The 24,089-nt window shown below is 66.5% G+C and carries 21 protein-coding genes and 3 tRNA genes; 5 read left to right on the top strand and 19 right to left on the bottom strand.

What is annotated here, in order from left to right; translation table 11 throughout:
• Window positions 1-8: 8 nt before the first annotated feature.
• The 6 genes from AC1DHX_RS11970 to rpsB all read right to left on the bottom strand — a co-directional run bounded on the left by AC1DHX_RS11970 (window position 9) and on the right by rpsB (window position 5,060).
• On the bottom strand, window positions 9-635 hold the full coding sequence (locus AC1DHX_RS11970) for a DivIVA domain-containing protein (protein WP_476900064.1): 627 nt from the start codon (window positions 633-635) through the stop codon (window positions 9-11).
• A 31-nt stretch (window positions 636-666) separates the two neighbouring features.
• Window positions 667-1,587, bottom strand: a complete 921-nt coding sequence (locus tag AC1DHX_RS11965) for a phosphatidate cytidylyltransferase (RefSeq protein ID WP_079551459.1) — start codon at window positions 1,585-1,587, stop codon at window positions 667-669.
• Window positions 1,587-2,144, bottom strand: a complete 558-nt coding sequence (gene frr, locus AC1DHX_RS11960; RefSeq protein ID WP_018774548.1) for a ribosome recycling factor — start codon at window positions 2,142-2,144, stop codon at window positions 1,587-1,589. The genes AC1DHX_RS11965 and frr overlap by 1 nt, the downstream gene beginning before the upstream one ends.
• A gap of 134 nt (window positions 2,145-2,278) precedes the next feature.
• Window positions 2,279-3,016 carry a UMP kinase gene (gene pyrH, locus AC1DHX_RS11955; RefSeq protein WP_018774549.1) on the bottom strand — a complete coding sequence of 246 codons (738 nt, stop codon included), beginning with the start codon at window positions 3,014-3,016 and terminating at the stop codon, window positions 2,279-2,281.
• A gap of 174 nt (window positions 3,017-3,190) precedes the next feature.
• Entirely contained in the window at window positions 3,191-4,027 is an 837-nt protein-coding gene (gene tsf / locus AC1DHX_RS11950) for a translation elongation factor Ts (protein ID WP_476849394.1), read from the bottom strand.
• Between the two features lie 133 nt (window positions 4,028-4,160).
• A complete protein-coding gene (rpsB, locus tag AC1DHX_RS11945; protein ID WP_476859070.1) occupies window positions 4,161-5,060 on the bottom strand; it encodes a 30S ribosomal protein S2 in 900 nt (299 codons plus the stop codon).
• Between the two features lie 476 nt (window positions 5,061-5,536).
• Here rpsB and AC1DHX_RS11940 point away from each other — a divergent pair, with 476 nt between their 5' ends.
• On the top strand, window positions 5,537-6,274 hold the full coding sequence (locus AC1DHX_RS11940) for a M23 family metallopeptidase (protein ID WP_476859071.1): 738 nt from the start codon (window positions 5,537-5,539) through the stop codon (window positions 6,272-6,274).
• 145 nt (window positions 6,275-6,419) lie between these two features.
• Here the strand turns inward: AC1DHX_RS11940 and AC1DHX_RS11935 are convergent, their stop codons facing one another.
• The 6 genes from AC1DHX_RS11935 to AC1DHX_RS11910 all read right to left on the bottom strand — a co-directional run bounded on the left by AC1DHX_RS11935 (window position 6,420) and on the right by AC1DHX_RS11910 (window position 11,852).
• The gene (locus tag AC1DHX_RS11935; RefSeq protein ID WP_476859072.1) at window positions 6,420-7,610 is read right to left on the bottom strand and encodes an acyl-CoA dehydrogenase family protein; all 1,191 of its coding nucleotides are present in this window, start codon (window positions 7,608-7,610) and stop codon (window positions 6,420-6,422) included.
• A gap of 212 nt (window positions 7,611-7,822) precedes the next feature.
• Window positions 7,823-7,896: transfer RNA gene (locus AC1DHX_RS11930), tRNA-Ile, on the bottom strand.
• 194 nt (window positions 7,897-8,090) lie between these two features.
• Entirely contained in the window at window positions 8,091-9,287 is a 1,197-nt protein-coding gene (locus AC1DHX_RS11925) for a glycosyltransferase (RefSeq protein WP_476859073.1), read from the bottom strand.
• A gap of 105 nt (window positions 9,288-9,392) precedes the next feature.
• Window positions 9,393-10,295 carry a DMT family transporter gene (locus AC1DHX_RS11920; RefSeq protein ID WP_223914060.1) on the bottom strand — a complete coding sequence of 301 codons (903 nt, stop codon included), beginning with the start codon at window positions 10,293-10,295 and terminating at the stop codon, window positions 9,393-9,395.
• The gene (locus AC1DHX_RS11915) at window positions 10,295-10,918 is read right to left on the bottom strand and encodes a CDP-alcohol phosphatidyltransferase family protein (RefSeq protein ID WP_476859074.1); all 624 of its coding nucleotides are present in this window, start codon (window positions 10,916-10,918) and stop codon (window positions 10,295-10,297) included. The genes AC1DHX_RS11920 and AC1DHX_RS11915 overlap by 1 nt, the downstream gene beginning before the upstream one ends.
• Before the next feature lie 55 nt (window positions 10,919-10,973).
• Complete coding sequence (locus tag AC1DHX_RS11910) at window positions 10,974-11,852, bottom strand: phage holin family protein (protein WP_476900063.1); 879 nt, start codon at window positions 11,850-11,852, stop codon at window positions 10,974-10,976.
• Window positions 11,853-12,036: 184 nt separating this feature from the next.
• Between AC1DHX_RS11910 and AC1DHX_RS11905 the strand changes: the two genes are divergently transcribed.
• Window positions 12,037-13,260, top strand: coding sequence for a multidrug effflux MFS transporter (locus AC1DHX_RS11905; protein ID WP_028278281.1), 1,224 nt, complete (start codon window positions 12,037-12,039; stop codon window positions 13,258-13,260).
• Window positions 13,261-13,879: 619 nt separating this feature from the next.
• Entirely contained in the window at window positions 13,880-14,287 is a 408-nt protein-coding gene (locus AC1DHX_RS11900; protein WP_476849386.1) for a hypothetical protein, read from the top strand.
• Between the two features lie 125 nt (window positions 14,288-14,412).
• On the opposite strand, the gene AC1DHX_RS11895 is transcribed toward AC1DHX_RS11900, so the two are convergent.
• From AC1DHX_RS11895 to AC1DHX_RS11865, 7 genes are all read right to left on the bottom strand, one after another.
• A tRNA-Asn gene (locus AC1DHX_RS11895) sits at window positions 14,413-14,485 on the bottom strand.
• A 135-nt stretch (window positions 14,486-14,620) separates the two neighbouring features.
• Window positions 14,621-14,693: transfer RNA gene (locus AC1DHX_RS11890), tRNA-Asn, on the bottom strand.
• Window positions 14,694-14,746: 53 nt separating this feature from the next.
• Window positions 14,747-16,702: a DNA primase gene (gene dnaG / locus AC1DHX_RS11885; protein ID WP_476859075.1), complete on the bottom strand. Its 1,956-nt coding sequence runs from the start codon at window positions 16,700-16,702 to the stop codon at window positions 14,747-14,749.
• Window positions 16,703-16,754: 52 nt separating this feature from the next.
• Entirely contained in the window at window positions 16,755-18,053 is a 1,299-nt protein-coding gene (locus AC1DHX_RS11880) for a deoxyguanosinetriphosphate triphosphohydrolase (protein WP_230009400.1), read from the bottom strand.
• Window positions 18,037-19,215, bottom strand: a complete 1,179-nt coding sequence (dusB, locus tag AC1DHX_RS11875) for a tRNA dihydrouridine synthase DusB (protein WP_018774562.1) — start codon at window positions 19,213-19,215, stop codon at window positions 18,037-18,039. Before dusB ends, AC1DHX_RS11880 begins: the two co-directional genes overlap by 17 nt.
• 101 nt (window positions 19,216-19,316) lie before the next feature.
• Window positions 19,317-20,738: a YibE/F family protein gene (locus tag AC1DHX_RS11870; RefSeq protein WP_476859076.1), complete on the bottom strand. Its 1,422-nt coding sequence runs from the start codon at window positions 20,736-20,738 to the stop codon at window positions 19,317-19,319.
• Between the two features lie 123 nt (window positions 20,739-20,861).
• Window positions 20,862-22,235 carry an FAD-binding oxidoreductase gene (locus AC1DHX_RS11865; RefSeq protein ID WP_476849383.1) on the bottom strand — a complete coding sequence of 458 codons (1,374 nt, stop codon included), beginning with the start codon at window positions 22,233-22,235 and terminating at the stop codon, window positions 20,862-20,864.
• A 269-nt stretch (window positions 22,236-22,504) separates the two neighbouring features.
• Between AC1DHX_RS11865 and AC1DHX_RS11860 the strand changes: the two genes are divergently transcribed.
• Together AC1DHX_RS11860 and AC1DHX_RS11855 are read left to right on the top strand one after the other, a co-directional pair.
• A complete protein-coding gene (locus AC1DHX_RS11860; RefSeq protein ID WP_476859212.1) occupies window positions 22,505-23,269 on the top strand; it encodes an alpha/beta hydrolase in 765 nt (254 codons plus the stop codon).
• Window positions 23,269-24,081: a DUF1295 domain-containing protein gene (locus AC1DHX_RS11855; protein ID WP_230008912.1), complete on the top strand. Its 813-nt coding sequence runs from the start codon at window positions 23,269-23,271 to the stop codon at window positions 24,079-24,081. The genes AC1DHX_RS11860 and AC1DHX_RS11855 overlap by 1 nt, the downstream gene beginning before the upstream one ends.
• The last annotated feature ends 8 nt before the right edge of the window (window positions 24,082-24,089 follow it).

The raw sequence follows: 24,089 nt of genomic DNA, 5'->3' as shown, positions 1-24,089 counted from the left end.
GGGCGTGACTAGTCGATGGCCGCCATGAGCTCGACGGCGCGCTCCAGGAATGCGTCGACCTGGCTTTCCTCGTAGCCCTCCCGGCCCACGGCGGGACGGAACACGGCGCGCCGGACGTTGTCCACGCTCAGCGGCTGGTCCTCCTCGAGGTAGCCGATCAGCTCGTGGCAGAGGTCGTCGACGTCGGTGGTGTTGTAGCTGCGGGCCTTGGGCTTGGACGGGCGCCGGAAGCGCTGGCCGTCCGGGCGGTGCAGGCGCCCGCGCAGGACGCCCGCGAGCCGGCCGATTTCGCGCAGCCAGGCATCCTCGCCGCGTTCGGCAACGAGCTCATCGCGCTCGCGCCTGGCGAGGGCGTCTTCGAGCCGGTCCAGCGCGGCGTCCACGCCGGCGGCGGCGTAGCCGCCCTTCACGGGATCGAAGGACAYGGCGCGGACGTCCGAGCTCTTGATGGCGCGGGAGGCCGAGGACGGAGCTTCGAATGACACCCGTGCGCGCTGCAGGAAATCGTCGACCTGCCTGGCGTTGTAGCCATACTGGTTCCGCTGCACGCGGTCAAAAGACGCAGGAATCTGCCGTTGAATGTCCACTGTTACTTTGTTCCTTTGATGCCGTTCGGCTGGTTTGCTCGGCACCATTCTAGGCGCCGGAAGTGCTGGTCCGGTGCTTCTAGGCGGCGGTGAGGGCCGAGAACAGGATGAACGCCACCGGCGAGGCGAAGACAATCGAGTCCAGCCGGTCCATGACGCCTCCGTGTCCGGGGAGGATGCTGCTCATGTCCTTGATGCCGAGCTCGCGCTTGACCATGGATTCGGCGAGGTCGCCGGCGGTGGCGGCTGCCACCATGCCCACGGCGAGCACGACGCCGAACCACCACGGTTCGCCCAGCACGAAGATCATGGCGAGCACGCCCACGACGACGGCCCCGGCGATCGAGCCGGCGAAGCCTTCCCAGGTCTTCTTGGGGCTGATCTTGGGGGCCATCGGATGCTTGCCCAGGGAGGCGCCCACGAGGTAACCGAAGGTGTCGTTGGCCACCACCAAAAGCAGCAGGGTCGCGATTTCCCACGCACCCGCCGGAATCACCCCGTCAGGCCACAGGCCTACCGGCGTCTCGCCGTCGGCGGTGTGCAGCAGCAGCGCCGCAAAGCTGATCAGGAACGGCACCCAGGACAGGGTGAAGACCCCTGCGAAAATGCTCCGCGCCGAACCGGCGGCGCCCTCCAGGGTCCGCCACAACAGCACCGCCACGCTGCTGACGAGCATGGCGAAGAGCAGGCTTTCGAGGCCGCCGAAGTAGGCGGCGATCGGCATGGCGACCGTGCCGACCATCACCGGCACGATCGGCAGGCGGGTGCCTGCGGCCTCCAGCGCACGGAAGATCTCCCAGACGCCGAAGATCGCAAAGGTGGCGGTCACCAGGACGAAGCCCAGCGGGAGGAACAGCAGGCCGCCGAGGACGCATACCAGCATGCCTACGCCCACCACCGTGGCGGCGGGCAGGTTCCGGCCCGCTTTGGGCGTTGGGTTCTCGCGCTGCTTCCCCCGCCTCCGGGCGCGCGGCCCGGAGGCCTCCTGTGCCTGATTCATCAGACCTCGAGCAGCTCAGCTTCCTTGCGCTTGAGCAGCTCGTCGATCCCATCCACGTGTGCCTTGGTCATGGCGTCGAGTTCCTTCTCACCGCGCGCGCCTTCGTCTTCGCCGGCGTCGCCGTCCTTGACGAGCTTGTCCAGCGTTTCCTTCGCTTTACGGCGGATGTTGCGGATGGACACCTTCGCGTCCTCACCCTTGGACTTGACGATCTTGACGTATTCCTTACGCCGTTCGGACGTCAGCTCGGGAATGGTGATCCGGATGACGTTGCCGTCGTTGGACGGGTTGGCGCCGACCTCGGAGTCGCTGAGGGCACGTTCGATGTCGCGCAGGGCCGTCTTGTCGTACGGGGTGACGAGGATGGTGCGGGCATCCGGGACCGCAAAGGAGGCCAGCTGCTGCAGCGGCGTCGGCGTGCCATAGTACTCGACGATGACCTTGTTGTACAGGCCAGGCGTCGCGCGGCCGGTCCGGATCGAGGCGAAGTCTTCCTTGGCTACCTCAACTGCCTTGTCCATCTTGTCCCCGGCTTCGAGCAAGGTTTCTTCGATCACGGTCTCTCCTCAGAAATTGGTGCGTCCCGGGGGCCGGGGCGCGGCACGTCTTCTTTGTGCGCCTGCCGTATTCCGCCGGGCGCTTTTGTCTTCCGCCTGGCGGCGGAAAGGTCCTGAAAACATCCTAGCCGTTGCTAGGGGGTGACGACGGTGCCCAGGTCTTCGCCCCGGATGGCGCGGGTGACGTTGCCCTCGCCTTCCATGCCGAAGACCACCATTGTGAGGTTGTTGTCCTTGCACATGGTCATCGCGGTCTGGTCCATCACGCGGATGTCGCGGCGGAGGGCGTCGTCGTAGCTGAGGCGGTGCAGTTTCTCCGCCGTCGGGTCCTTCTTCGGGTCGGCGGTGTAGACGCCGTCGACGCCGCTCTTGGCCATCAGGACGACGTCGGCGTGGACCTCCATGGCGCGCTGGGCGGCCACGGTGTCCGTGGAGAAGTACGGCAGGCCGGCGCCGGCGCCGAAGATGACAACCCGGCCCTTTTCCATGTGGCGGATGGCGCGGCGGGGGATGTAGGCCTCGGCGACCTGGCCCATGGTGATGGCGCTCTGCACGCGCGTTTCCACCCCGGCCTGCTCAAGGAAGTCCTGGAGCGCGAGGCAGTTCATGACGGTTCCGAGCATGCCCATATAGTCGGCGCGGGAGCGGTCCATGCCGCTCTGGGACAGTTCGGCGCCGCGGAAGAAGTTGCCTCCGCCGACGACGATTGCGACCTCCACATCGGGAACTGCGGCGGCGATCTGCTTGGCCACGCCGCGGACGGTATCCGGGTCGACGCCCAGTTTCCCACCGCCGAAGACCTCGCCGGAGAGCTTCAAGAGGACGCGGCGCCTGTTCTTCTTTGGCTGGGCTGAAGTGGTGACGGTTTCCATGGTGCCTTCCCGTTGGTGAACTCTGAGTTAGGTTATCGTGCTGGGCGCCCAAGGAGGCATTCCGGCCGTGACCGGAAACGGTGCCTCACGGGTGCATGCAAAAGGGGTGGCCACCGTGGTGACCACCCCCTTAGCGTGTCTGGCTAGTGCCTGACTGGTGTCTGGCCAGTCTGACTAGGAACCGACGCGGAAGCGCGTGAAGGCAGTTGCCTTGACGCCGGCTTCTTCGAGGACCTGTGCGACAGACTTCTTGGCATCCTTGGCGAATGCCTGGTCAACGAGGACCTCGCCCTTGTAGAAGCCGGTAACGCGGCCTTCGACAATCTTGGTCATCGCAGCTTCGGGCTTGCCCTCGGCCTTGGCCGTTTCCTCGGCGATGCGGCGCTCGGACTCGACGAGATCGGCCGGAACGTCCTCACGGGTGAGGTAGTTCGGAGCCATGGCGGCGACGTGAACGGCGACGTCGTGGGCTGCGGTGGCAGCCGCTTCGCCTTCGCCGTCAACAGCGAACAGCACGCCGACCTGGGCCGGGAGGTCCTTGGAGGTCTTGTGCAGGTAAGCGTCGACCGTGGCGCCCTCGATGCGGGAGACGCGGCGGACAACAACCTTCTCGCCCAGAACGGCGCCTTCTTCGATGACGACCTCGGACAGCGGCTTGCCGTCGACCTCGGTGGCGAGCAGGGTCTCGAGGTCGGCAGCGCCGGACTCGACGGCCACAGCCAGGACCTTGTCGGCCAGCTGGATGAACTTGTCAGCCTTAGCGACGAAGTCGGTCTCGCAGTTGACTTCGATCATCACGCCGACGCCGTTGGCGACCTTGGCGGCAACCAGGCCTTCGGCGGTGGAGCGGCCTTCGCGCTTGGTGGCGCCCTTCAGGCCCTTGATGCGGATGATTTCGATGGCCTTCTCGGCGTCACCGTTGGCTTCGTCAAGAGCCTTCTTGACATCCATCATGCCGGCGCCAGTGCGCTCGCGCAGAGCCTTGATATCAGCGGCAGTGTAGTTCGCCATGTGAACCCCTCTGTCTAGAAATTTATGTGGTGTACGGACCGACAGGACGGCTGCTCACCGAGTGAGCGGCCATCCTGTCGGTACCCCCTATGCAGCTGAGCGCATGTGGGGAGATCCAGATTTACTTGTCTGACTACTTGGCTTCGTCGGCAGCCGGTGCTTCAACAGCAGCGGGCGCTTCCTCAGCAGCCGGAGCAGCTTCGGCGGCCGGTGCTTCGTCTGCAGCCGGTGCAGCCTCAGCGGCGGGTGCTGCGGCAGCTTCAGCCTTGTTGCCTTCGAGGAGCTCGCGCTCCCACTCGGCCAGCGGCTCTTCCGGAGCTTCCGTGGTCCCGGTGGCGCGCTGGTTACGGGCGATGAGGCCCTCAGCAACGGCGTCGGCGACAACGCGGGTCAGCAGGTTGACGGAGCGGATGGCGTCGTCGTTACCCGGGATCGGGAAGTCGACTTCGTCGGGATCGCAGTTGGTGTCCAGGATGGCCACAACCGGGATGTTCAGTTTCTTGGCCTCGTCGACAGCAAGGTGTTCCTTCTTGGTGTCAACGATCCACAGCGCGGACGGCGCCTTGGTCAGGTTGCGGATACCACCGAGGTTGGTTTCCAGCTTGGTGAGTTCGCGGCGAAGGAGCAGCAGTTCCTTCTTGGTGTAAGCCGAACCGGCGACGTCGTCGAAGTCGATCTCTTCGAGTTCCTTCATGCGCTGGATGCGCTTGGAGACCGTCTGGAAGTTGGTCAGCATACCGCCGAGCCAACGCTGGTTGACGTAGGGCTGGCCAACGCGGGTGGCCTGCTCGGCGATGGATTCCTGCGCCTGCTTCTTGGTGCCGACGAAGAGAACGGTGCCGCCGTGTGCAACGGTGGCCTTCACGAACTCGTAGGCACGGTCGATGTAGGACAGCGACTGCTGCAGGTCAATGATGTAGATACCGTTGCGCTCCGTGAAGATGAAGCGCTTCATCTTCGGGTTCCAACGGCGGGTCTGGTGTCCAAAGTGGACGCCGCTGTCAAGCAGCTGGCGCATAGTTACGACGGGCATGCCGACGCTCCTTCCGGCAGGTCATTCATGAGAGAGCCCATGGCCCTCTTACCCTGCCAATAGTTGACGGTTGTTTAGCATTCGCCCGGGGCGGGCGTTGCTCCTGGCATCCACTGCGCTTCCCATCCGCGCCATATGGACATGCCATGTGGAACGGACCGCAGGAGGCGCAGTCCTCCGCATCGGAAGTTTCAGGCTTCTTTTGAGGAGGGCTGGATACGCGTAGTCAGCTGCTGCTCCCCCGCACCCCTGAATGAGGCGTGCCGGCTTCGGCAATCACGAATATCGCGACTTACAAGCGTGAGGGCACAGCAAACTGCTCCACCAAGTGTACTACAGCGACCCCGCCCGGGAGGACGGTTTTGCCACGGCAGCGGTGCGGGGTTCGGGGGCTTTGGCGGGGGCTGGCGGGCACCTTATCCACATAGCCATGGCGGGAGATTCCGCCCGGGGTGCTGCCTTGACAGGCTGGGGCCATGAAGCTCCCACTTGGCCCGCGGGCATTGCTCCTGGCAGCACAGCTCCTGGCGGCATTGTTCCTGGCCACGTTCCTGGCACCTCCCCCCATCACCGCCGACGCCGATATCTCCGCCGCTGCCCATGCCTCCGCCGCCGACGCCGACGCTACAGACGCCGTCGTTGCCGCCGTCCGCTCCGGCCCCACAGACGCCGGATACCCCGCCATTGCCGCCCGGTCCGGCCCCACAGCCACCGGCTACCCCGACATTACCGCCCGGGCTGCGATTTCCTCCGGCCGGGGCTCCCCGAGGGCGGGGCCGGTCCCTGCGCCTGCCTGGAGCTGGCCGCTGAGCCCGCGGCCGGCGGTGCTCCGCGCCTTCGATCCCCCGGCCAAGCCGTGGCTCAGCGGTCACCGCGGCGTCGATCTTGAGGCGGCCTTCGATGGCGCCCCCCTCAAGTCGCCCGCCGCCGGGACGGTGAGCTTTGTCGGGACGGTGGTGGACCGGCCGGTCATCACGATCGATCACGGCAACGGGCTGCGCAGCAGTTTCGAGCCGGTGGCGAGTTCACTGAGGGCAGGGTCCGCCGTGGCGGAGGGCGATGTCCTGGGGCAGGTGCAGACCGGCCACTGCGGCCCGGCCCCGCCCTGCCTCCACTGGGGCGTCCGCCGCGGCGAAGACTACGTCAACCCGCTGGCTTTCGTGATGGACCTTCGGCCGTCGGTTCTGCTCCCGCCCCTGAATCCGGGTCCGTGATGCAGCATTTGGCGCCGTCTTTGATGCGCGGATCGTCCATTGACGCCCGCGGGCAGCCGCGGCGACCGTTTGGCTTTGATGCGCGGATCGTCCATTGACGCCCGCGGGCAGCCGCGGCGACAGTTTGGCGCCCGTTTGGCGCCCGTCAGACGATCGCTGAAATGCCCGTGATAGCCCGGCCGGTGACGAGGGTGTTGATTTCGTGCGTGCCCTCATAGGAGTAGATGGCTTCGGCGTCCGCAAAGACTTTGGCCATCTCGAAGTCCGTCACGATCCCGTTCCCGCCGAGGATGCTCCGGCCCAGGGCCACGCTTTCGCGCATCCGCGCGGTGGTGAAAGCCTTGGCCAGCGCGGACTGCTCGTCCTTCGCCTCCCCCGCGTCCTCCAGCTGGGAAAGCCTCACCATCATGCCCATGGAGCTGACCGCATTGCCGAGGATCTGCACGAGCTGGTGCTGGATCAGTTGGAAGGAGGCAATCGGACGGCCGAACTGGCTGCGTTCCACGGCGTAGCGCCGGGCGACGTCGAAGGCCGCGAGCTGCTGGCCCACCGCTTGCCAGGCCACGGCCAGGCGGGTGACTTTCAGGACCTTGTTGGTGTCGCGGAAGCTGTTGGCGTTGGCGAGCTTGAAGAACGCCGGCACCACAACGTTGTCCAACGTGATGTCAGCGTTCTGCACCGTGCGCAGCGAGATCTTGTTCTCGATTTTCACGGCACTGTACCCCTCCGACTTGGTGTCCACGAGGAACCCTTTGACCTGGTTGTCTTCGACATCGCGGGCGTAGATGACCACCCAGTCGGAGAAAGTCGCGTTGCCGATCCAGCGCTTGGCTCCATTGAGGATCCAGTTATCGCCGTCGCGCCGTGCCGTGGTGCGCGTACCGCCGGCGACGTCGGAGCCGCCCAGGGGTTCGGTGAGGCCGAAGGCGCCGATCTTCTTGAGCGAGTAGATCTCGGGAAGCCACGCGTCCTGCTGCTCCTGGGAGGCAAGGGCTTCGATGGAGCCCGTGAAGAGCCCGTCGTGGACGCCCATGAACGTCGCGATCGACGTGTCGGCGCGGGTGGCCTCCGCGTGCAGGATGCCTGCGAAGAGGTTCGAGTAGCCCTGCCTCCGGACGGGGCTGACCAGGTCGATTTCGGCGAGCTTCGGGATCAACTCCATGGGGAACTCCGCGCGATTCCAGCAATCGACGGCGATCGGCCGGACTTCGCGGGTGAGGAACTCGCGGACTTCGGCCAGCCTGTCCTGCTCCTTGGCGCTGAGCAGCTGCTCGAACGCAAAGAAATCGCCATCGGCGTAGGGCAGGTTGTGGATGTCGATGGCAGCTTTGGACATGGTGTTCCTTCACTCGATCAGCGGGGACCAAAAGGGCGCGGGCTTCGCGCCGACAATATGTTACTGATCAGTAACTTATCTCAGTGTCGGGACGCCTGCAAGTGCCGGCCCAACGAAACCCGACAAAAAGGGAGCCGCGGCCGACGTCGGACGTCAGCCACGGCTCCCGTGATTGCGGACCCCGGAAGAGGGGGCCGCCGCAGAAATAAAAGTAGGGCTACTCGGACTTGAACCGAGGACCTTAGGATTATGAGTCCCGCGCTCTAACCAGCTGAGCTATAGCCCCTTGCGCCCGGAGCCAGACCTGGCCCGCGGGGGCCGGATTGGTTCCGGGCAAAAATACTCTAGCAATAGTAGACGCATCACACGTGCATGCCGCCACCGGCAGGCGGCCTGCCGGTGCTGACCCGGGTGCTCTTGGACTGGACGCCGTGGAACCTGCGGCGTTCGGAGGGGCTGCAGTTCTGCCAGGCGGTGTGCCTAGAGGACCAGGTCGTCGTAGCTCGCGCCCCGGTAGATGTCCTCAAACGTCTGCAGCGTGCGCGCGATACCGTGGCTTTCCACCATTTCTCGGCTGGTCTTGCCCATCGCATCACGCTCGTGGTCGGGCAGCGAGAACACGCGCGTCAGCTTGGCCGCGAGGTCATCGCTGTCGTTGGGGATAAAGAGATAGCCATTTTCCCCGTCGCGGACCAGGTGCGGCAGCGCCATGGCGTCGGCCAGCAGGACTGGCGTGGACGCCGACATCGCCTCCAGGGTCACGAGGGACTGAAGTTCTGCCGTGCCGGGCATGCAGAACACATCGGCCGTGATGTAGGCCTTGCGAAGTTCGGCGTCACTGGCCAGGCCGAGGAACCTCACCCTGTCCTTCAGTCCGAGCCGGGCGACCTGCGCCTCCAGGGCAGGGCGGACTTCTCCGCCGCCGACGATTTCGAGGTGGATGTCCAGTTCTTTGGGCGTCTTGGCGACGGCATCGATCAGGACGTCCACGTGCTTCTCCTCCGCCAGCCGGCCGGCGAAGAGGACCGTGGGGCTGGCGTGGCGTTCCACCGTCTCGCCGGGATGCAGCTCGTAGGCTGCGGCGTCGATGCCGTTGGAAAGGGGCAGGACCTGGCGGAGGAAGGCGTGCTGGTGCATGGCTTTGGCGGCAAGGGGCGTGGGTGTGGTCACGACGTCGGCTTGGCCCATGACCTTGCCCATGTCCCGCCAGGAGATCCGGCCCACAATGTCTTTGAACCACTGCGGGAACGGCAGGAAGGGGTTCAGGTTTTCGGGCATGAAGTGGTTCGTCGCCACCACCCGGATGCCGCGCTTCACGGCCTCGTACAGGACGTGCTCGCCGATCATGTAGTGGCTCTGGATGTGCACCACGTCCGGCTGGATGCGGTCGAACAACAGCCCTATTTCCTTCTTGATCTCCCAGGGGAAGGTGACCCGGAAGTACTCGTGCGTGGGCACCGAGTGGGAGCGCAGGCGGTGGACGGTAGCCTCGTCGCTGAACTCGCTGTAGCTCGGGCCCTTGCCCGGGCGGCACGCCAGGACGTGGACATCGTGACCCCGGGCTGTCATGCCCTTGGCGAGGCGGTAGCCGAACTGGGCGGCGCCGTTGACGTGGGGCGGGTACGTGTCAGCGGCAATCAGGATGGTCAGCGGGGGCTGGTTGTCGGACGTGGTCACGTGAAGAGCTCCTGGTGGTCGCTGTGCGGACAGCTGGATCAATGGCGGCCGGCTGGCAGTCGGCACAGGCGCGCCGGGCCTGCAGCCGAAGTCTGGACTGACGCCCTAGGACCTGCCCGCKGCCTTSCGCGCGTCCTTCTTGCGCTTGGTGACTTCCGGGTGGTGCCTGGAGAGGGCTATGACTCCCACGATAGCAAGCAATGCGGCCGTCCCCATGGCAATAGCCGTCACGGGTTGGACATCCGGACGCAGTTCTCCCAGAATCACGATGCCAATCGCGATGCCCACGATGGGGTCGATCACCGTCAATCCGGCGATCACGAGGTCAGGCGGTCCGCTGGAGTAGGCGTTTTGGACAAACCACGATCCCAGAGCGCCTGCAGCAATAATCGCAACGACGCTGTACCACGGCACATTCAGCAGGAACTGCCCATTTGGATCGAGCAGATGCCTGCCAATGATGCGGGTCAGCACAGCAACGAAGCCGAACAGGACGCCGGCGCCGAGGATGTAGACGAAGGCGCTCATGCGGTGCCTGAACAGGACCGCGAGCGTGCCAAAGGCCGCAACCGCAATGGCCAGAAGCAGCACGATTGTCAGCTCGTCCTCGCTGCTGACGTTGTGATTCTCCTGCGTGGCGGTGACGGCCAGCAGCACGAACAGCGCTGAGCCGGTCACGCAGAGCGAGATGGCCACGACGGTTGCCCGGTTCATGCTCAGGCCCTGGTCCTTGGTGTTGACCACGGTGGTGATGACCAGGGCGATCGCGCCGATCGGCTGCACCACGGTCAAGGGCGCCATGACGAGGGCGATCGCGTTCATTCCCATCCCGGCGCACAGCAGAAGGAACCCGAATACCCAGCGCGGGTTACGCACGAGCCGCAGCAGGCCGTGGGTGCTCAGCGCCAGACCGCCGGTATCGGCCTTGACTGCACTGCCCTGGCGCTGTGCCCCAAACGCCAGGCAGAAGGCGCCGAGGACCGCAAGCAAAACCGCAACCCAGACCATCAGAGGGAGCCGCCGTCGTGCGCCCGAAGCTGCCTGCCCTTGCCGATGATGGCCCAGACGTAGTTGTAGGCCGCGATCCAGTGCCCCACGAGGCCCAGGCCCAGGAAGATCCACGCGACCGTGGCATAGACCTCCGCGGCGGGCACCGGAAGCTTGGAGAGCACCAGCAGCGGCGTGCCCACCAGCAGCAGGCCCGTCCGGATCTTTCCGATGCGGCTCACCGGCAGATCCGGGTGGCCGTGGAAATAGAACACTGACAGAGCCAGCAGGACTGCGTCCGGGACCAGCAGCGCGGCGAGATACCACCACTCGACGACGCCTGCGATCACGAGGGTCACGGCGACGGCGATCAGGGAGAGCCTGTCCGCAATCGGGTCCATGACCCGTCCGAGGTTGGACATCTGATTGAAGCGGCGGGCGATGTAGCCGTCCACCCAGTCGGTACTGGCCATGACGGCGAGCACGAGGGCACCGTAGCCGTACTTGTGCTCCGAGAGGACCAGCCAGATGAATAGCGGAACGCCGAGGAAGCGCACCACGGTCAGGACATTGGGAACCGTGAAGACCGCGTCGCGGTGGACGAGGGGCTGCCCGGGGCGGGCGCCGGCGCCGATGAACTTCATCGATTCCCCCTTTCCGTGGACGGCAACGGTTTGGCGTTTAGGTTCAGGGATCTGTCTAGCCCTTTATCAGCCTGCGCACCAGGACCGCGAGGGCGGCCCCAGAGGCGGCGAGCACAGCCAGGGGCTTCCAGCGCCGCTTGATCGTGTCGGCCAGGCCCTGCCCGTCAGCGGATGCGGCCGACCCCGCCGAGGATCGGGCTGAGGCGCGGAAGCCTGCGATCTTGTCGCTGAGCTGCTCCTTTCCGTCCTGGAGCCGTACCTGGGCGGCCGCCAGCAGGGTTTGGGCCTGGGTCTTGACATCGAGTTCGCGGCCGAGGTCGTCGCGGACGCCGGTAAGGTGCGTGCGCCGCAGGTCCAGCCGGCGTCGGAGTTCAGCCTCTGTGGGCGGCGGCCCGAAGTCGGGCTTGGCGGCAGCCTTTGCTTCCTTTTCCGCCGTCGCCTTGGCGGCGGCAGCTTCCTTGGCGGCCTTCGCTGCTTTGTACTGCTCGGTGCTCGGGTCCAGGATCCTGGCGTCGAAGGCGGAGCCTTCCTTGGCGATGCCGAGATCGTACTTGAGCCCACGGATCGTGTTCTCGGGGACCAACGGCATGAGCTTCTTGAACTTGTTCTGCCCGATGAGCGCCCCGATCGCGGCGATAATCAGGCAGACGGCAGAGACCAACAAGGCGGCGAGCCACGCGGGCATGATGGTGGCCAGTCCCATGATCGCTGCAACGAAGAGTCCGATCACCAGGAGTCCAACGAAGACCAAGGCGACGGCGAAGAAGGCGCCGGCGASGCCGAGCTGTGCCCCCTTGCGCTTGATTTCGGCCTTGGCCAGGGCAATCTCGTCATTGAGCTGCCGGGGCGCCAGCTTGAAGATCATCTTCAGGGTTTGCGGCAGCGCGGAAATCCGCAACCCGCTGCCTGTGCCGCCGCTGTGACGTCCGCTCATCGGTCCCGCCTAACTGGTGCCATCCGTCGATCCGCTCGCGCGGGCTTGCCGGGTCTGGACAGCTTCGCACAGACCCCGGTGTCAAAACTATCATTTAGGCTCTTGGGAGGCCTTTTCGGGCAAGGTGTGGCGCGCCCGCCCAGCCACCGGCCGGCCACCCCGGCGGGCCCTAGGATGGACCACTGTGAGCACACCCCACAATCCCGGTGATTCCCTGAGCCGCCGTCGTAAATTCCTCTACATCCTGACGCTCGGCGCTTTGACCGCCCTCGGGCCGTTCACGGTCGACCTCTACTTGCCCGCATTCCCGGCCCTGGAAGACAGCCTTGGCGTCTCCGCGGCCGCGGTGCAGCTGACGCTCACGGGGACGACCATCGGTTTCGCGCTGGGACAGCTGGTCGTGGGCCCGCTGAGCGACAAGTTCGGCCGGCGCCTGCCCCTGATCGTGGCGACAGCGGTCCACATCGCGGCGTCCCTGGGCGCAGCGCAGTCCACGGACATCGCCACGCTGGGTTTTTTCCGCGTCCTCATGGGTGTCGGGGCTGCAGGGGGCGGCGTGGTGGCCATGGCCATGGTCCGTGACCTGTTCAGCGGCTACGCGATGGTGCGGATGTTCGCGAGGATGGCTCTGGTCAACGGGCTGGCGCCGATCCTCGCCCCGGTCATCGGCTCCCAGCTGCTGTTGCTGATGCCCTGGCCCGGCATCTTCCTGTTCCTGGCCGCCTACGGGACCTGCGTCATCATCGCGGCCCTCTTCGTGATCCGGGAAACCCTGCCGCCGGAACTGCGCGGCAAAACCGGGATGACCATGGGCCAGCGTTACAAGGTGCTGTTCTCCGACCGGATCTTCGTAGGCCTGCTGCTGGTGGGCGGGATGAACTTCGCGGGCCTCTTCACCTACCTCTCCGCCTCGCCTTTCCTGTTCCAGAATGTCTACGGGTTCACGCCCCAGCAGTACGGCCTGCTCTTTGGCGTCAACTCGCTGGGCATCGTGGCAGGCGTGCAGACCAGCGCGCGGCTCATCAAGCGCGTCCCGCCGCAGTGGATCCTGGCTTGTTCCACGGCCTGGATGTTCGTCATGGCCGTCCTGATTGTCGTCTTCGACCAGCTGGGGTTCGGGCTGTGGGGCGTCCTGGTGCCGCTGTGGTTCTACATCCTGGGCGCCGGTTTCACCTTCCCCACCGTGCAGGTCCTGGCCCTGGCCAAACACGGAGCCCAAGCCGGAACCGCGGCTTCACTTCTCGGCGCGGCGACCTTTTTGATGGCTGGCCTGGTCTCGCCGGTGGTCGGCTGGCTCGGCGTCAGCTCCGCAACCCCGATGGGCGCCGTCCAGGCCGTCTGCATCCTTCTGGCGGCCGCTGCGCTGTGGCTGGTTGTTCGGCCCAGTACGGTGCCACCGATCCAGTAGCCGGGCCCTCCCCGGGGGGACATGCCCATTCWTCRCGGCCTCYCCCACGGGACATGCCCATTCTTCACGGCCTCCCCCACGGGACATGCCCATTCTTCACGGCCTCCCCCACGGGACATGCCCATTCTTCACGGCCTCCCCCACGGGACATGCCCATTCTTGGCGCCCGGGGCTGGACATATTGCACTATGTCCATCCGCCAGGACCACCACTGGACATGTCCCCAAGGGCATCCCGCCAGCACTGAGCATGTCCCCCGGACAGCCCCAGTACAGCGGACACCGTGGCCCGGCCCCGTGCCTGTGGCACTGCCCAGCCGTACCCCGGCAACCCTGCACCCTTGCACCCCTGTGCCTGCGCCTGTGCCTGTTGCGCTGCCCAGCTGCACCTTTCACCCCCGGAACCCTCTGAACCCCTGCACCAGTAAACCCGCACGCCCGCGCATCCCTGCGACCCTGCAGCTCTTGTCCTCTGGCCCGTCGCTCCGCCAACATGGCCTGCACTCTGGCCTCTGCCCTATGGCCCCGCCCACCCGCCCACGCAGCCCTGTCCGTGGCCTGCAGCCCTTGCGCCCCGTCGCGCCCTGTTCGACGTCCGCGCCGGGCGATAAAGTTATTTCATGCCCGACAGGCAGGATCACCAGCCCCTTCCGGCCACTTGGCAGCGGTGCGACGCCGGAATCCTGCCCCTGTGGTGGGATCGCTTGTGCGCTCAGACCAGTCCGCAGTCGGCCGCCCTGTTCGCCGCCGGCCTGTTCACCGAAGACCGCCGCCGCCCAATCGCCCAGTGGTACAACCCCGCATATGACTCCGCCCTCCTCGTGGCACCGGAATCTTCCCCGGAATGGCCGGTGCAACGGTTCGGCATCTTCTATGCGCCCCCGGGCGGCGGATTCACCCAGGTGCACTCGGCGCCGCATGAATGGCACCCGCGGGAACCTCGGAAGTCCCCCACGGAGCTGGAGGCCTTCCAGGCAGCGGTCGCCGAGGCCCAGCGCTTCCTCCAGGTGGAAATGTACTTCGTCTGAACCTCTACCTGAACTGCCCGCCACTGCGTTGCCCGGCGGAAAGCCCTGGCCATTGACGGGGCAACAAAAAAGAGGAAATAAAAAAGGTCCCGCGGCTGGTTTTCACCGGCCGCGGGACCTGTCCGCTCCTCCTGCTGGACTTGAACCAGCAACCCTTCGATTAACAGTCGAATGCTCTGCCAATTGAGCTAAGGAGGAATGAAGCAGGTACGACATTAGCAAAGGTTTTGCCGGTAGGGAAATCGGCCACGGGGCCAGCGCCTGCCAGTCGCGAAATACCCCCTCCGGGTATAAAAAAGTCCCCGTTCCGGAACCCGGAACGGGGACTGCGCGCTCCTCCTGCTGGACTTGAACCAGCAACCCTTCGATTAACAGTCGAATGCTCTGCCAATTGAGCTAAGGAGGAATGAAGCGGGTATAAGCCTAGCAAACACCAGCCCGGGAAACGAAATCGGCGGCTCAGGCGTCCGAGCGCAGGGACCGCCGCTGCATCTCAAGTTGCATGAGTTCGCGATTCAGCCGCTGGAATTCCTCGGGGTCGGCCGAGGCGTCCAGACGCTGCAGCTGGCCCATCTTCTCGGCCTTGACGCGGGTGATCTGGAGCTCGAACAAGCGGGCGAGGATGTCCTTGCAGTAGCGCAGGACGCCTTCGGGGGTGTTGGCCGGCAAGGGCACCACGGAGAGCTCGGACACGAGCGGGCGAAGGGGCTCAGGGACCTCCTGCAGCAGCTGCTCGACCCAGCGCACCGGATCCCCCGAAGACCCGAGTCCGGTGGCCCGGATGGCCTCGTGGATGGCGAGATAGGCGGGTGTGGAGAACCGCGCCTCCGAGAAGCGCTGCCACGTCTCGCCCTCGAGCATGCCGGGTTCCTGCAGCGCGACCTCGAGCGCCTGGCGCTCCATCGCGGCCACGGGGTCCCGGGGATCAGGGCGGTTGAAGGACGGGAGTACGGCCGACGGCGGCAAGGGGGCAACGCCGGGCGCGGTCCCGGCAAAGCCGCGGCCGGACCCTGCATACCCCTGCCCGCCCCCAAGCCCGTGACTCTGGGCCTGGCCGCCGCCCGGCGGAGCCGATGCAGCCTGTGCGGCGCGCTTGGTCGCCGCGCCGACGGCCCTGCTGACCTCCTCGACCGGCATCCCAAGCCAGCCGGCGAGCTCCCGGGCATAGGCCGGCCGGATTCCGGCGTCGCGAATCTGCGCCACCACGGGCGCGGATTCACGCAGGGCCGCGATCCGGCCCTCGACCGTGTCCAGATTGTGCCGCTTCAGGGTGGCCCGGATGGCGAACTCAAACAGCGGGCGGCGGCTACCGATCAAATCCCGGACGGCGGAGTCGCCCTTGGACTGGCGCAGTTCGCAGGGGTCCGCGCCGTTGGGTTCGACCGCCACGAAGGTTTGTGCGACAAACCGCTGGTCTTCTTCGAAGGCGCGCAGGGCCGCCTTCTGCCCGGCAGCGTCGCCGTCGAACGTAAAGATGACCTCTCCCCCGCTGCCGTCGTCGGAGAGCAACCGGCGGGCGATCTTGATGTGCTCGGTGCCGAAGGCGGTCCCGCACGTGGCTACCGCCGTCGGAATGCCGGCCAGGTGGCAGGCCATGACGTCGGTGTAGCCTTCCACGACCACGAGCTGGCGGTCTTTGGCGATGTTGCGCTTGGCGAGGTCGATTCCGTAAAGGACCTGGGACTTCTTGTAGAGCGCGGTTTCGGGGGTGTTCAGGTACTTCGGGCCCTGATCGTCCTCGTAGAGCTTGCGGGCACCGAAGCCGATGGTGTCGCCGGCGATATCCCGGATGGGCCAGATCAGCCGGCCGCGGAAACGGTCATAGATCCCCCGGCCGCCTTCAGAGAACATGCCGGTCAGCTTGAGTTCCGGGTCCGTGTAGCCGCGGCCACGGAGGTGCTTGAGAAGCGAGTCCCAGCCCTGCGGCGCGTAGCCCACACCGAACTGTTCGGCCGCCGCACGGTCGAAGCCGCGCCCGTAGAGGAAGTTGCGGCCCTCAGCGGCGCCGGGGGTGAGCAGCTGGGCACGGAAGAACTCGTCGGCCACCTTGTGCGCGTCCAGCAGCCGCTGGCGCCGGCCGATGTCCTCCCGGTTGGGCCCGGAGCCGCCGTCCTCGTAATGGAGCTCGAAGCCGATCCGGTGGGCCAGCTTCTCGACGGCCTCGTGGAAGGAGATGTGGTCCAGCTTTTGGACGAAGGAGATGACGTCGCCGTCCTCGCCGCAGCCAAAGCAGTGGTACCGGCCAACCTGGGGTCGAACGGTGAAAGATGGAGAACGCTCGTCGTGGAAGGGGCACAGACCCTTGTAGGACCCGAGCCCGGCTCCCTTGAGCGTCACGTAACCGTCGACGACTTCCTTGATGTCGGTGCGCTGGCGTACTTCATCGATGTCTTCGCGTTTGATCAGGCCGGCCACATTGCCATCCTAGTCCCCGGGTACGACGCCGACGGGCCGGCCATGGCGGCCCTCACCACAGCGACGGCAGGCTGCCCACGAGACGCTCGTACATGGCCAGCGCCGAGCCGTCCGTCAGCGACGCGACCTGGTCGATGACGACACGCAGCCGCGCGGCGTCGTCGCCCGCGTCGAGCCAGTCGGCGGCGAACATCGGTTCCAGATGGCGGTCCCCCGTGGCGCTGAGCGCGGTGACGAGGGCATGCAGGACCTCACGCTGACGCTCGTAGATGGGCTGCCGGTGTTCGGTGGTCATCACGAAGGTGGTGGCCAGGCCCTTCATGACCGCGATTTCCATCACGGTTTCATCCGGAACGATCAGCTCCGCGTTGTAGCGGGTCAGGTTTTCCGGACCGTAGACCGTGCGGGTGGCCTCCAGCGCGCTCTGGCAGAAGCGGCCGATGAGCTGGCTGGTCATGTCCTTGAGCGCCGCCATGGCTTTGCGGCTGCCGTCGGCCTCGCGCACCCAGACATCCGTGGCCTCCAGCCGGGCCAGGGCGGCGTCGATCGCGGCGGGATCGTTGTGCGGCAGGTACCACTGCTTGGCGTAGCCGACGACGCGGGCGCGGTGGTCCGGGTTGTCCATCCAGCGCAGCTGGAAATGCCCTGCCACGATCGCGTCCTCGACGTCGTGCACCGAGTAGGAGATATCGTCCGCCAGGTCCATGACCTGCGCTTCGAGGCAGGACCGGCGTTCCGGGGCGCCGTCGCGGATCCAGTCGAAGATGGGGAGGTCGTCCTCGTAGGCACCGAACTTGCTGGTCCGCTCCCCGTGGATGACGGGGGCGTTTACCGCGGACCACGGGTATTTGGCGGCGGCATCGAGACTGGCCCGGGTCAGGTTCAGGCCGGCCGGCCGGCCGTCGGCGGCGAGGACCTTTGGCTCCAGCCGGGTCAGCAGCCGCAGCGTCTGGGCGTTGCCTTCGAAGCCGCCGATCCCGTGCGCCACCTCGTTGAGGGCGGCTTCGCCATTGTGGCCGAAAGGCGGGTGGCCGAGGTCGTGGCTGAGGCATGCGGTGTCCACGACGTCGGGGTCACAGCCCAGCGCACGGCCCAGTTCGCGGCCCACCTGGGCAACTTCGAGGCTGTGGGTGAGCCGGGTCCGGACGAAGTCGTCGGTATCCGGGGCCACCACCTGGGTCTTCGCGCCGAGCCGGCGCAGCGCCGAGGAGTGCAGGACCCTTGCACGGTCACGCTCGAAGTCCGAGCGGTAGGTGCTCTTGGGCGGCTCCTCGACCCAGCGGGCCCAGTCGCGGGAGGTATACCCGTCCAGGACGGGCGCGGTGGTCCGGGTCTCAGCCACCGGAGACATCCAGTTCGGCGAAGGAAATATCGCGGGTCTGGGCGTCATCCAGCGTCCGGTTCAGCAGCCAGTCCTTTGGCAGGGCCGGTTTTTTGGGCGAACCAGCGCGGCCGCGCGGACCCTCGGCGTCGCCTCCGGGATACGGCGAGTCGAGGTCCAGCTGGTCCAGGGTGCCGCGYAGCACCTCCAGGCTGGTGACGAGCGCCAGCTTGGTCCGCAGTTCGCTGCCGACCACGTAGCCCTTGAAGTACCAGGCAATGTGCTTGCGGATTTCGCGCAGGGCTTTGCCCTCGTCCCCGAAGGTCTCGACCATGAGCTCAGCGTGCCGGTACACGCTCTCGGCAACCTGGCGCAGGTCCGGCCGGTGCCGCTGGTCGCTGCCTTCGAACGCGGCCATGAGGTCGCCGAACAACCAGGGCCTGCCCTGGCAGCCACGGCCGACGACGACGCCGTCCACACCCGTTTCGCGGACCATCCGGACCGCGTCCTCCGCGGACCAGATATCTCCGTTGCCGAGAACTGGAATGTCCGGCAGGGCTTCGCGCAGCCGGGCGATGGCGGACCAGTCGGCCTGGCCGGAATAGAACTGGGCGGCCGTGCGGCCATGAAGGGCGACGGCTGCGACGCCGGAATCGCGGGCAATCCGGCCGGCATCGAGGTAGGTCAGGTGGTCCTCGTCGATGCCCTTGCGCATCTTGATGGTCAACGGGACATTGCCCTTGGAGGCTTCCTTCACCGCGGTCTGGACGATGGAGGTGAAGAGGTCGATCTTCCACGGCAAGGCCGATCCGCCGCCGCGCCGGGTGACCTTGGGCACGGGGCAGCCGAAGTTGAGGTCGATGTGGTCCGCCCGGTCCTCCTCCACCAGCATCCGGACGGCCTGGCCGACGGTGACGGGGTCCACGCCGTACAGCTGGACGGAACGGACTTTTTCGTCGTCGTCGTGCGAAATGATGCGCAGCGACTCCGGCGTGCGCTCGACGAGGGCGCGCGAGGTAACCATCTCCGCCACGTACAGGCCGCCGCCGTATTCACGGCACAGTCTGCGGAAGGCGGAGTTGGTGATGCCCGCCATGGGAGCCAGGATCACGGGGGTGTCCACCGTGATCGGGCCCAGCTTCAGGGGCGGGAGTTCCAGCTTGGGGGCGGGAGGGGTTGCTACAACAGTCACCCGACCATTGTCTCAAAGACGGGCAAATCGGCCCGGTCCCGCTCCGCCTATGTGGAAATCTTCCCGATCTGGCGGCGTTCGGGGTGCCTGCAGATTCCTCGTCAGCCCCGCAGTGCGGCCCGCCGCCCGCGGCGCGTCGCAGCACCGGCGCCGTCGGACCCGCCCGGGTCGGTCCCGCCCGGGTCGGACCCGCCCCAATCCGGGGCGGCCCCATCCGACGCGATCCGGTCCGACGCGGGCCCTTCCGGCCGGCCCCGATCCGACGCAGTCCGTTCCGACGCGGTCCCTGCCACCGCACCACCCCTGATGCCGGTGGCCTTGACCACCAGCACGGCGATCAGGGTGGTGACCGGCACGGCCAGGACGAGTCCCACGGAGCCGACGAGGGTGCGGATGACTTCCTCGGAGAGTTCGGCACTGGTCAGGGCGTCCCCGAGCGGCCGCTCGTAGAGCATGACCAGGATCAGCACCGGCAGGGCCGCGCCGGCGTAGGCAAACGCGATGGTGTAGACGGTGGAGGCGATGTGGTCCCGGCCGATCCGCATGGCGGACGTGAAGAGCTGCCGGGCGCTGGTTTCGGGGGCGAGTTCCCACAGTTCCCAGACGGCCGAGGACTGCGTGATGGTGACGTCGTTGAGCACGCCCAGCCCGGAAATGATCAGTCCGCACAGGATGATGCCGGAGATTGAGATGTTGTCCGAGATGTTGGTCAGGGTGGCAGCGTCGTGGCTGCCCACACCGGCGAGGTTGGCGGCGTCGGTGGCCCAGGCCGCCAGCAGCGCCGTAATAGCGAGGCCGAACACCGTCCCGAGCAGCGCCGTCGACGTGCGGGCGGAGAAGCCGTGGGCGAAGTAGAGCACCCCGATCATGATCACCGTGGATCCCACGAGAGCCAGCAGCAGCGGCGGCTTGCCCTCGACCAGCCCGGGCAGCATGAACGAGACAAGCACAACGTACGCGCCGACAAGCCCGATCAGGGCCCGCAGTCCGCGCCAGCGCGCCACGGCGATCACCACGACGGCGTAGAGCACGGCCAGGAAGATGATGGGCAGGGTCCGGACAAAGTCGACGAAGACATAGGCCGGCGCGCCCTGGCCCTCGGCGTCCTGCACCTTCGAGAGGTTCAGGTAGCGGATCCCGTCCCCGGGCTTCACGCCGTGGGACTTCGCGACGTCAGGGTTGATGACCACTTTCACCGGGTTGCCGCCCTTGTCCGGCTCAGTGTAGGCGAACGTGCATTGAGAGCCCTCGTTCGGCGGCTGCGGCGCGGCGCCGGAACCGGAGGTGCCCTGCTGGGCGGCGTCACCGCCGGCCTGGATATCCGAACAGCTGCCGACGACGACCCGCTGGATCTTGCCGGTGTCAAACGTCACCCCCGGGGCCGCCGCGTACGGGCTGGCCAGCGTGATGCCTTCCTTGCTTCCCGACGGCCACATGAAGGCCATGGCCGCCAGGGTCAGCAGCGTCAGCGGGATCAGGATGGCAGCCAGGATCCAGTTGGCCTTCTTCCGCGCAGCCAACATTTGAGGCGTCGGCTCCGGATGTTCGTTGTGGGAGTGCGAGTGTCCGGCGCCCATCAGCAGTTCAACCTCATGCCGAAAACTTTACGGCGTGGGCGGTTCCGCTCAGGACCGATGACGCCGCGCTTACACCGGCGCGATGTTCTGGTTGACGTGGAAGAGGTTCTGCGGATCGTATTTGGCTTTGACCTCCCTCAGCCGCTTGTAGTTCTCCCCGTAGTTCTCCGCAACCCTGGGCAGGTCATCGCCATCCATGAAGTTGATGTAGCCGCCGGGGGCAGAATAGGGCCGCAGCGCGGCCGCGTAGTCCCTCACCCACGCGATGTTTGCCTCGTTTTCCGCGGGGTCCATCCACTGCGCCGCGATCACGGGCGAAAACTTCACGTTCCGGTTGGCGAACGCCGTGTCCGTCGCGCCCACCCGCTGGACCGCACCATCGATGGGGTAGATGTGTACCGCGGTCTGCACGCTGGGGACCTTGCTGCCGTGTTCGATGTGCGCCGCGATGGCACCGTCGTTCAGTTCCGCCAGAAAATCCGCTTTCCAGTAGGCCTGCATGCCAGGGGGCTGCAGCGGGTCGAAAGCCGAGTTCAAGGCGGGGTACGGCATTGGTCCCACCATGGATCCCGCCGCCGGCGCGGCGTCCAGGAACGGCTGCCAGCGTGCCGGACCTTCCGCCGGATCACCGGTCCACATGCCGACGATGACGCACACCGGTTTGCCATGCCATTCCTCGGGCAGGAACGGAACAGGAGGACCCTGGTGGAAGCCCAGGAACGCGCCAAACTCTTCAGGGGCGGTAGCCATGTAGTCCCGGTAAAACCGCGCCACCGTCTCGGCATGCTCGATGGGGTAAATGATGATGCCGGCGTGGACCATGTCCACGGGGTGCATCCGGTACTCGAACGACGTCACGACGCCGAAGTTCCCGCCGCCGCCGCGCAACGCCCAGAACAGGTCCTCGTTCTCGCTTTCGCTGGCGGTAAGGAATCTTCCCTCGGCCGTGACGACGTCGGCAGAGAGGAGGTTGTCGCAGCTGAGGCCATACTTGCGGCTCAGGTATCCGATGCCGCCGCCGAGGGTCAACCCGGCGATACCGGTCGAGCCGACAATGCCGCCGGGAGTTGCCAGCCCGAAGGCATGGGTCGCGTGGTTGAAGTCGGCCCACGTCGCACCCGGCTCCGCGCGCGCCGTCGCGGCTGCCGGATTAACCCGGACGCCGGTCATGTTGGAGAAATCGATGACTAGGGCGTCATCCCACGTGCCAAAGCCCGGGGCACTGTGTCCTCCACCGCGGACCGCCAGGTCCAGGGAGTTGTCCCGGGCGAAGTTGACGCAGGAGATGACATCGGCCACCTGGGATACCTGGGCCACCGCTGCCGGCCTCTTATCGATCATGCCGTTGAAGACTGCCCGTGCCGCGTCGTAGCCGGCGTCGCCGGGCGTGATGATCTGCCCGCGGACTTGCCCGCGCAGGCTATCGAACTGTGTTCCGTTCATTTTGTATACCGTCGATTTCGTCGTGAGATTCGACCGGACGGTTCTCTGCGCTCCCAGCCGGCGTGGCGCCCGGAGGTTTACCTGCTCATGCCTACTCTTCCCGCATTTCCCCGTCAAGGGCGCCAGCAAATGCACGCATGCCGGCCGCACCCATCACCTGGGGCGCCGGCTCCGAATCCACACTAGGGACCACCGGCCTTGACGGGACCGGGCCGCAACCTATGGTTGGTAATTGACGGACGAAGGACCGGAAGGACACATACGTGGCAATGCGCAAACTCGACGACCGCGAGCCGGAGGCGGGCCGTTCCGGGCCCGCCGCCAAAGCCGTGCTGACCATCGCCGAAGCCGCCGGGGAGACCCGCGGAGTCGTGTTGATCCTGCACGGCGGTCGGGCCGACAGTTTTGATGCAGTCCGCGGCCGGCACCTGAGTCCGGCCCGGATGCTGCCCTTCGCCCGGGCGCTGCACAGGCAGGGCGGCCCGCACGGGCTGGCCGCGTGGACCCTGCGCAACCGCTACCGCGGCTGGAACGGGGAGGACATGTCCCCCGTTCACGATGCCCGCTGGGCGCTCGCCCGGATCAGTCAGGAACATCCCGGCGTGCCGGTGTACCTGCTGGGCCACTCCATGGGCGGTCTCACGGCGCTGTGCGTGGCCGACGACCCGCAGGTCGAAGCCGTCGTCGCGCTCGCGCCGTGGGTGAACCACAAGACCTCGGTCCAGCCTGTCGCGGGCCGCCGCGTCCTGATCGTCCACGGGACAGAGGACCGCTGGACCAGCCCGGCGAACTCACTGGACTACGCCCGGCGCGCCGAGGGCGTCGCCGCGTCCGTTGACTACGTCTCGCTCAAGGAAGCCGGCCATTTCATGATCCGCCGGCTGGCACTGTGGAACGTGCTTGCGAACGGTTTCGTCCTGGACGCTTTCGGCGAGGCAACGGAGGCCGATGTTTCCGGCGCCAGGGACGCATTGCGCAGCGCCCTCGGCGGAGCCCCGCCGGCGGCCGGAACGCGTATGCCGGTGGTGTTGTGATGCCGCCGTTCCCGCTCGATGCCTTCCTTGGCAGCCTGCCCTGGGTCATCGCGGGACTCGTGGTGCTGCTCGGAGTGACTTTCGCGGTTGCCGTGCGGCAGAACCGGCACTCCGTCATCGACACCGTCTGGGGTCTGGGCTTCGTGGTGGTGGCCGGCATCTCCTGGGTGCTTTCGGCCGGATACGGCGACGCCGGCAGGCGGCTGCTGCTGCTAGCCCTGGTCGCCGTGTGGGGCATCCGCCTCGCCGTCCACATCGGGGCACGCGCACGCGGCGGCCACGAGGACCCGCGCTACGTGGACATGCTCGCCGGAGCGCCCGGATCACGCCACGTCTATGCCCTGCGGCGGGTCTACCTGCCCCAGGGGCTGGTGATGTTCTTCGTCTCGCTCACTATCCAGGTCGGCATGTTCGCCACGGGAAGCCTGGGCTGGCTGGCGTTCGCCGGCGTCCTGCTCTGGATCCTTGGCTTCGTGTTCGAGACGGTCGGCGACTGGCAGCTGACGCAGTTCAAATCCGATCCCGCCAGGCGCGGCACCGTCCTCAACACCGGCCTGTGGCGCTACACCCGCCACCCCAACTATTTCGGCGACGCCGCCGTCTGGGCAGGGCTGTTCCTGGTGGCGGCCGATTCCTGGCCGGGTGTCCTGACCGTTCTCTCCCCCGCCCTGATGATCTGGACGCTCGCCGGCAAGACGGGGAAGCCGCTGACGGAAAAGGCAATGTCCGCGCGTCCCGGGTACAAGGAATACATCGACTCCACCTCCGGCTTCCTGCCCTGGCCGCCCCGGCGGCGGGTGGGCGGACACTGACGTGCGCG

The organism is Arthrobacter sp. 05N33_2 (assembly GCF_056397425.1).
Note: the sequence above shows the minus strand (reverse complement) of the source record. Positions and strands in the feature narration are given on the sequence as shown.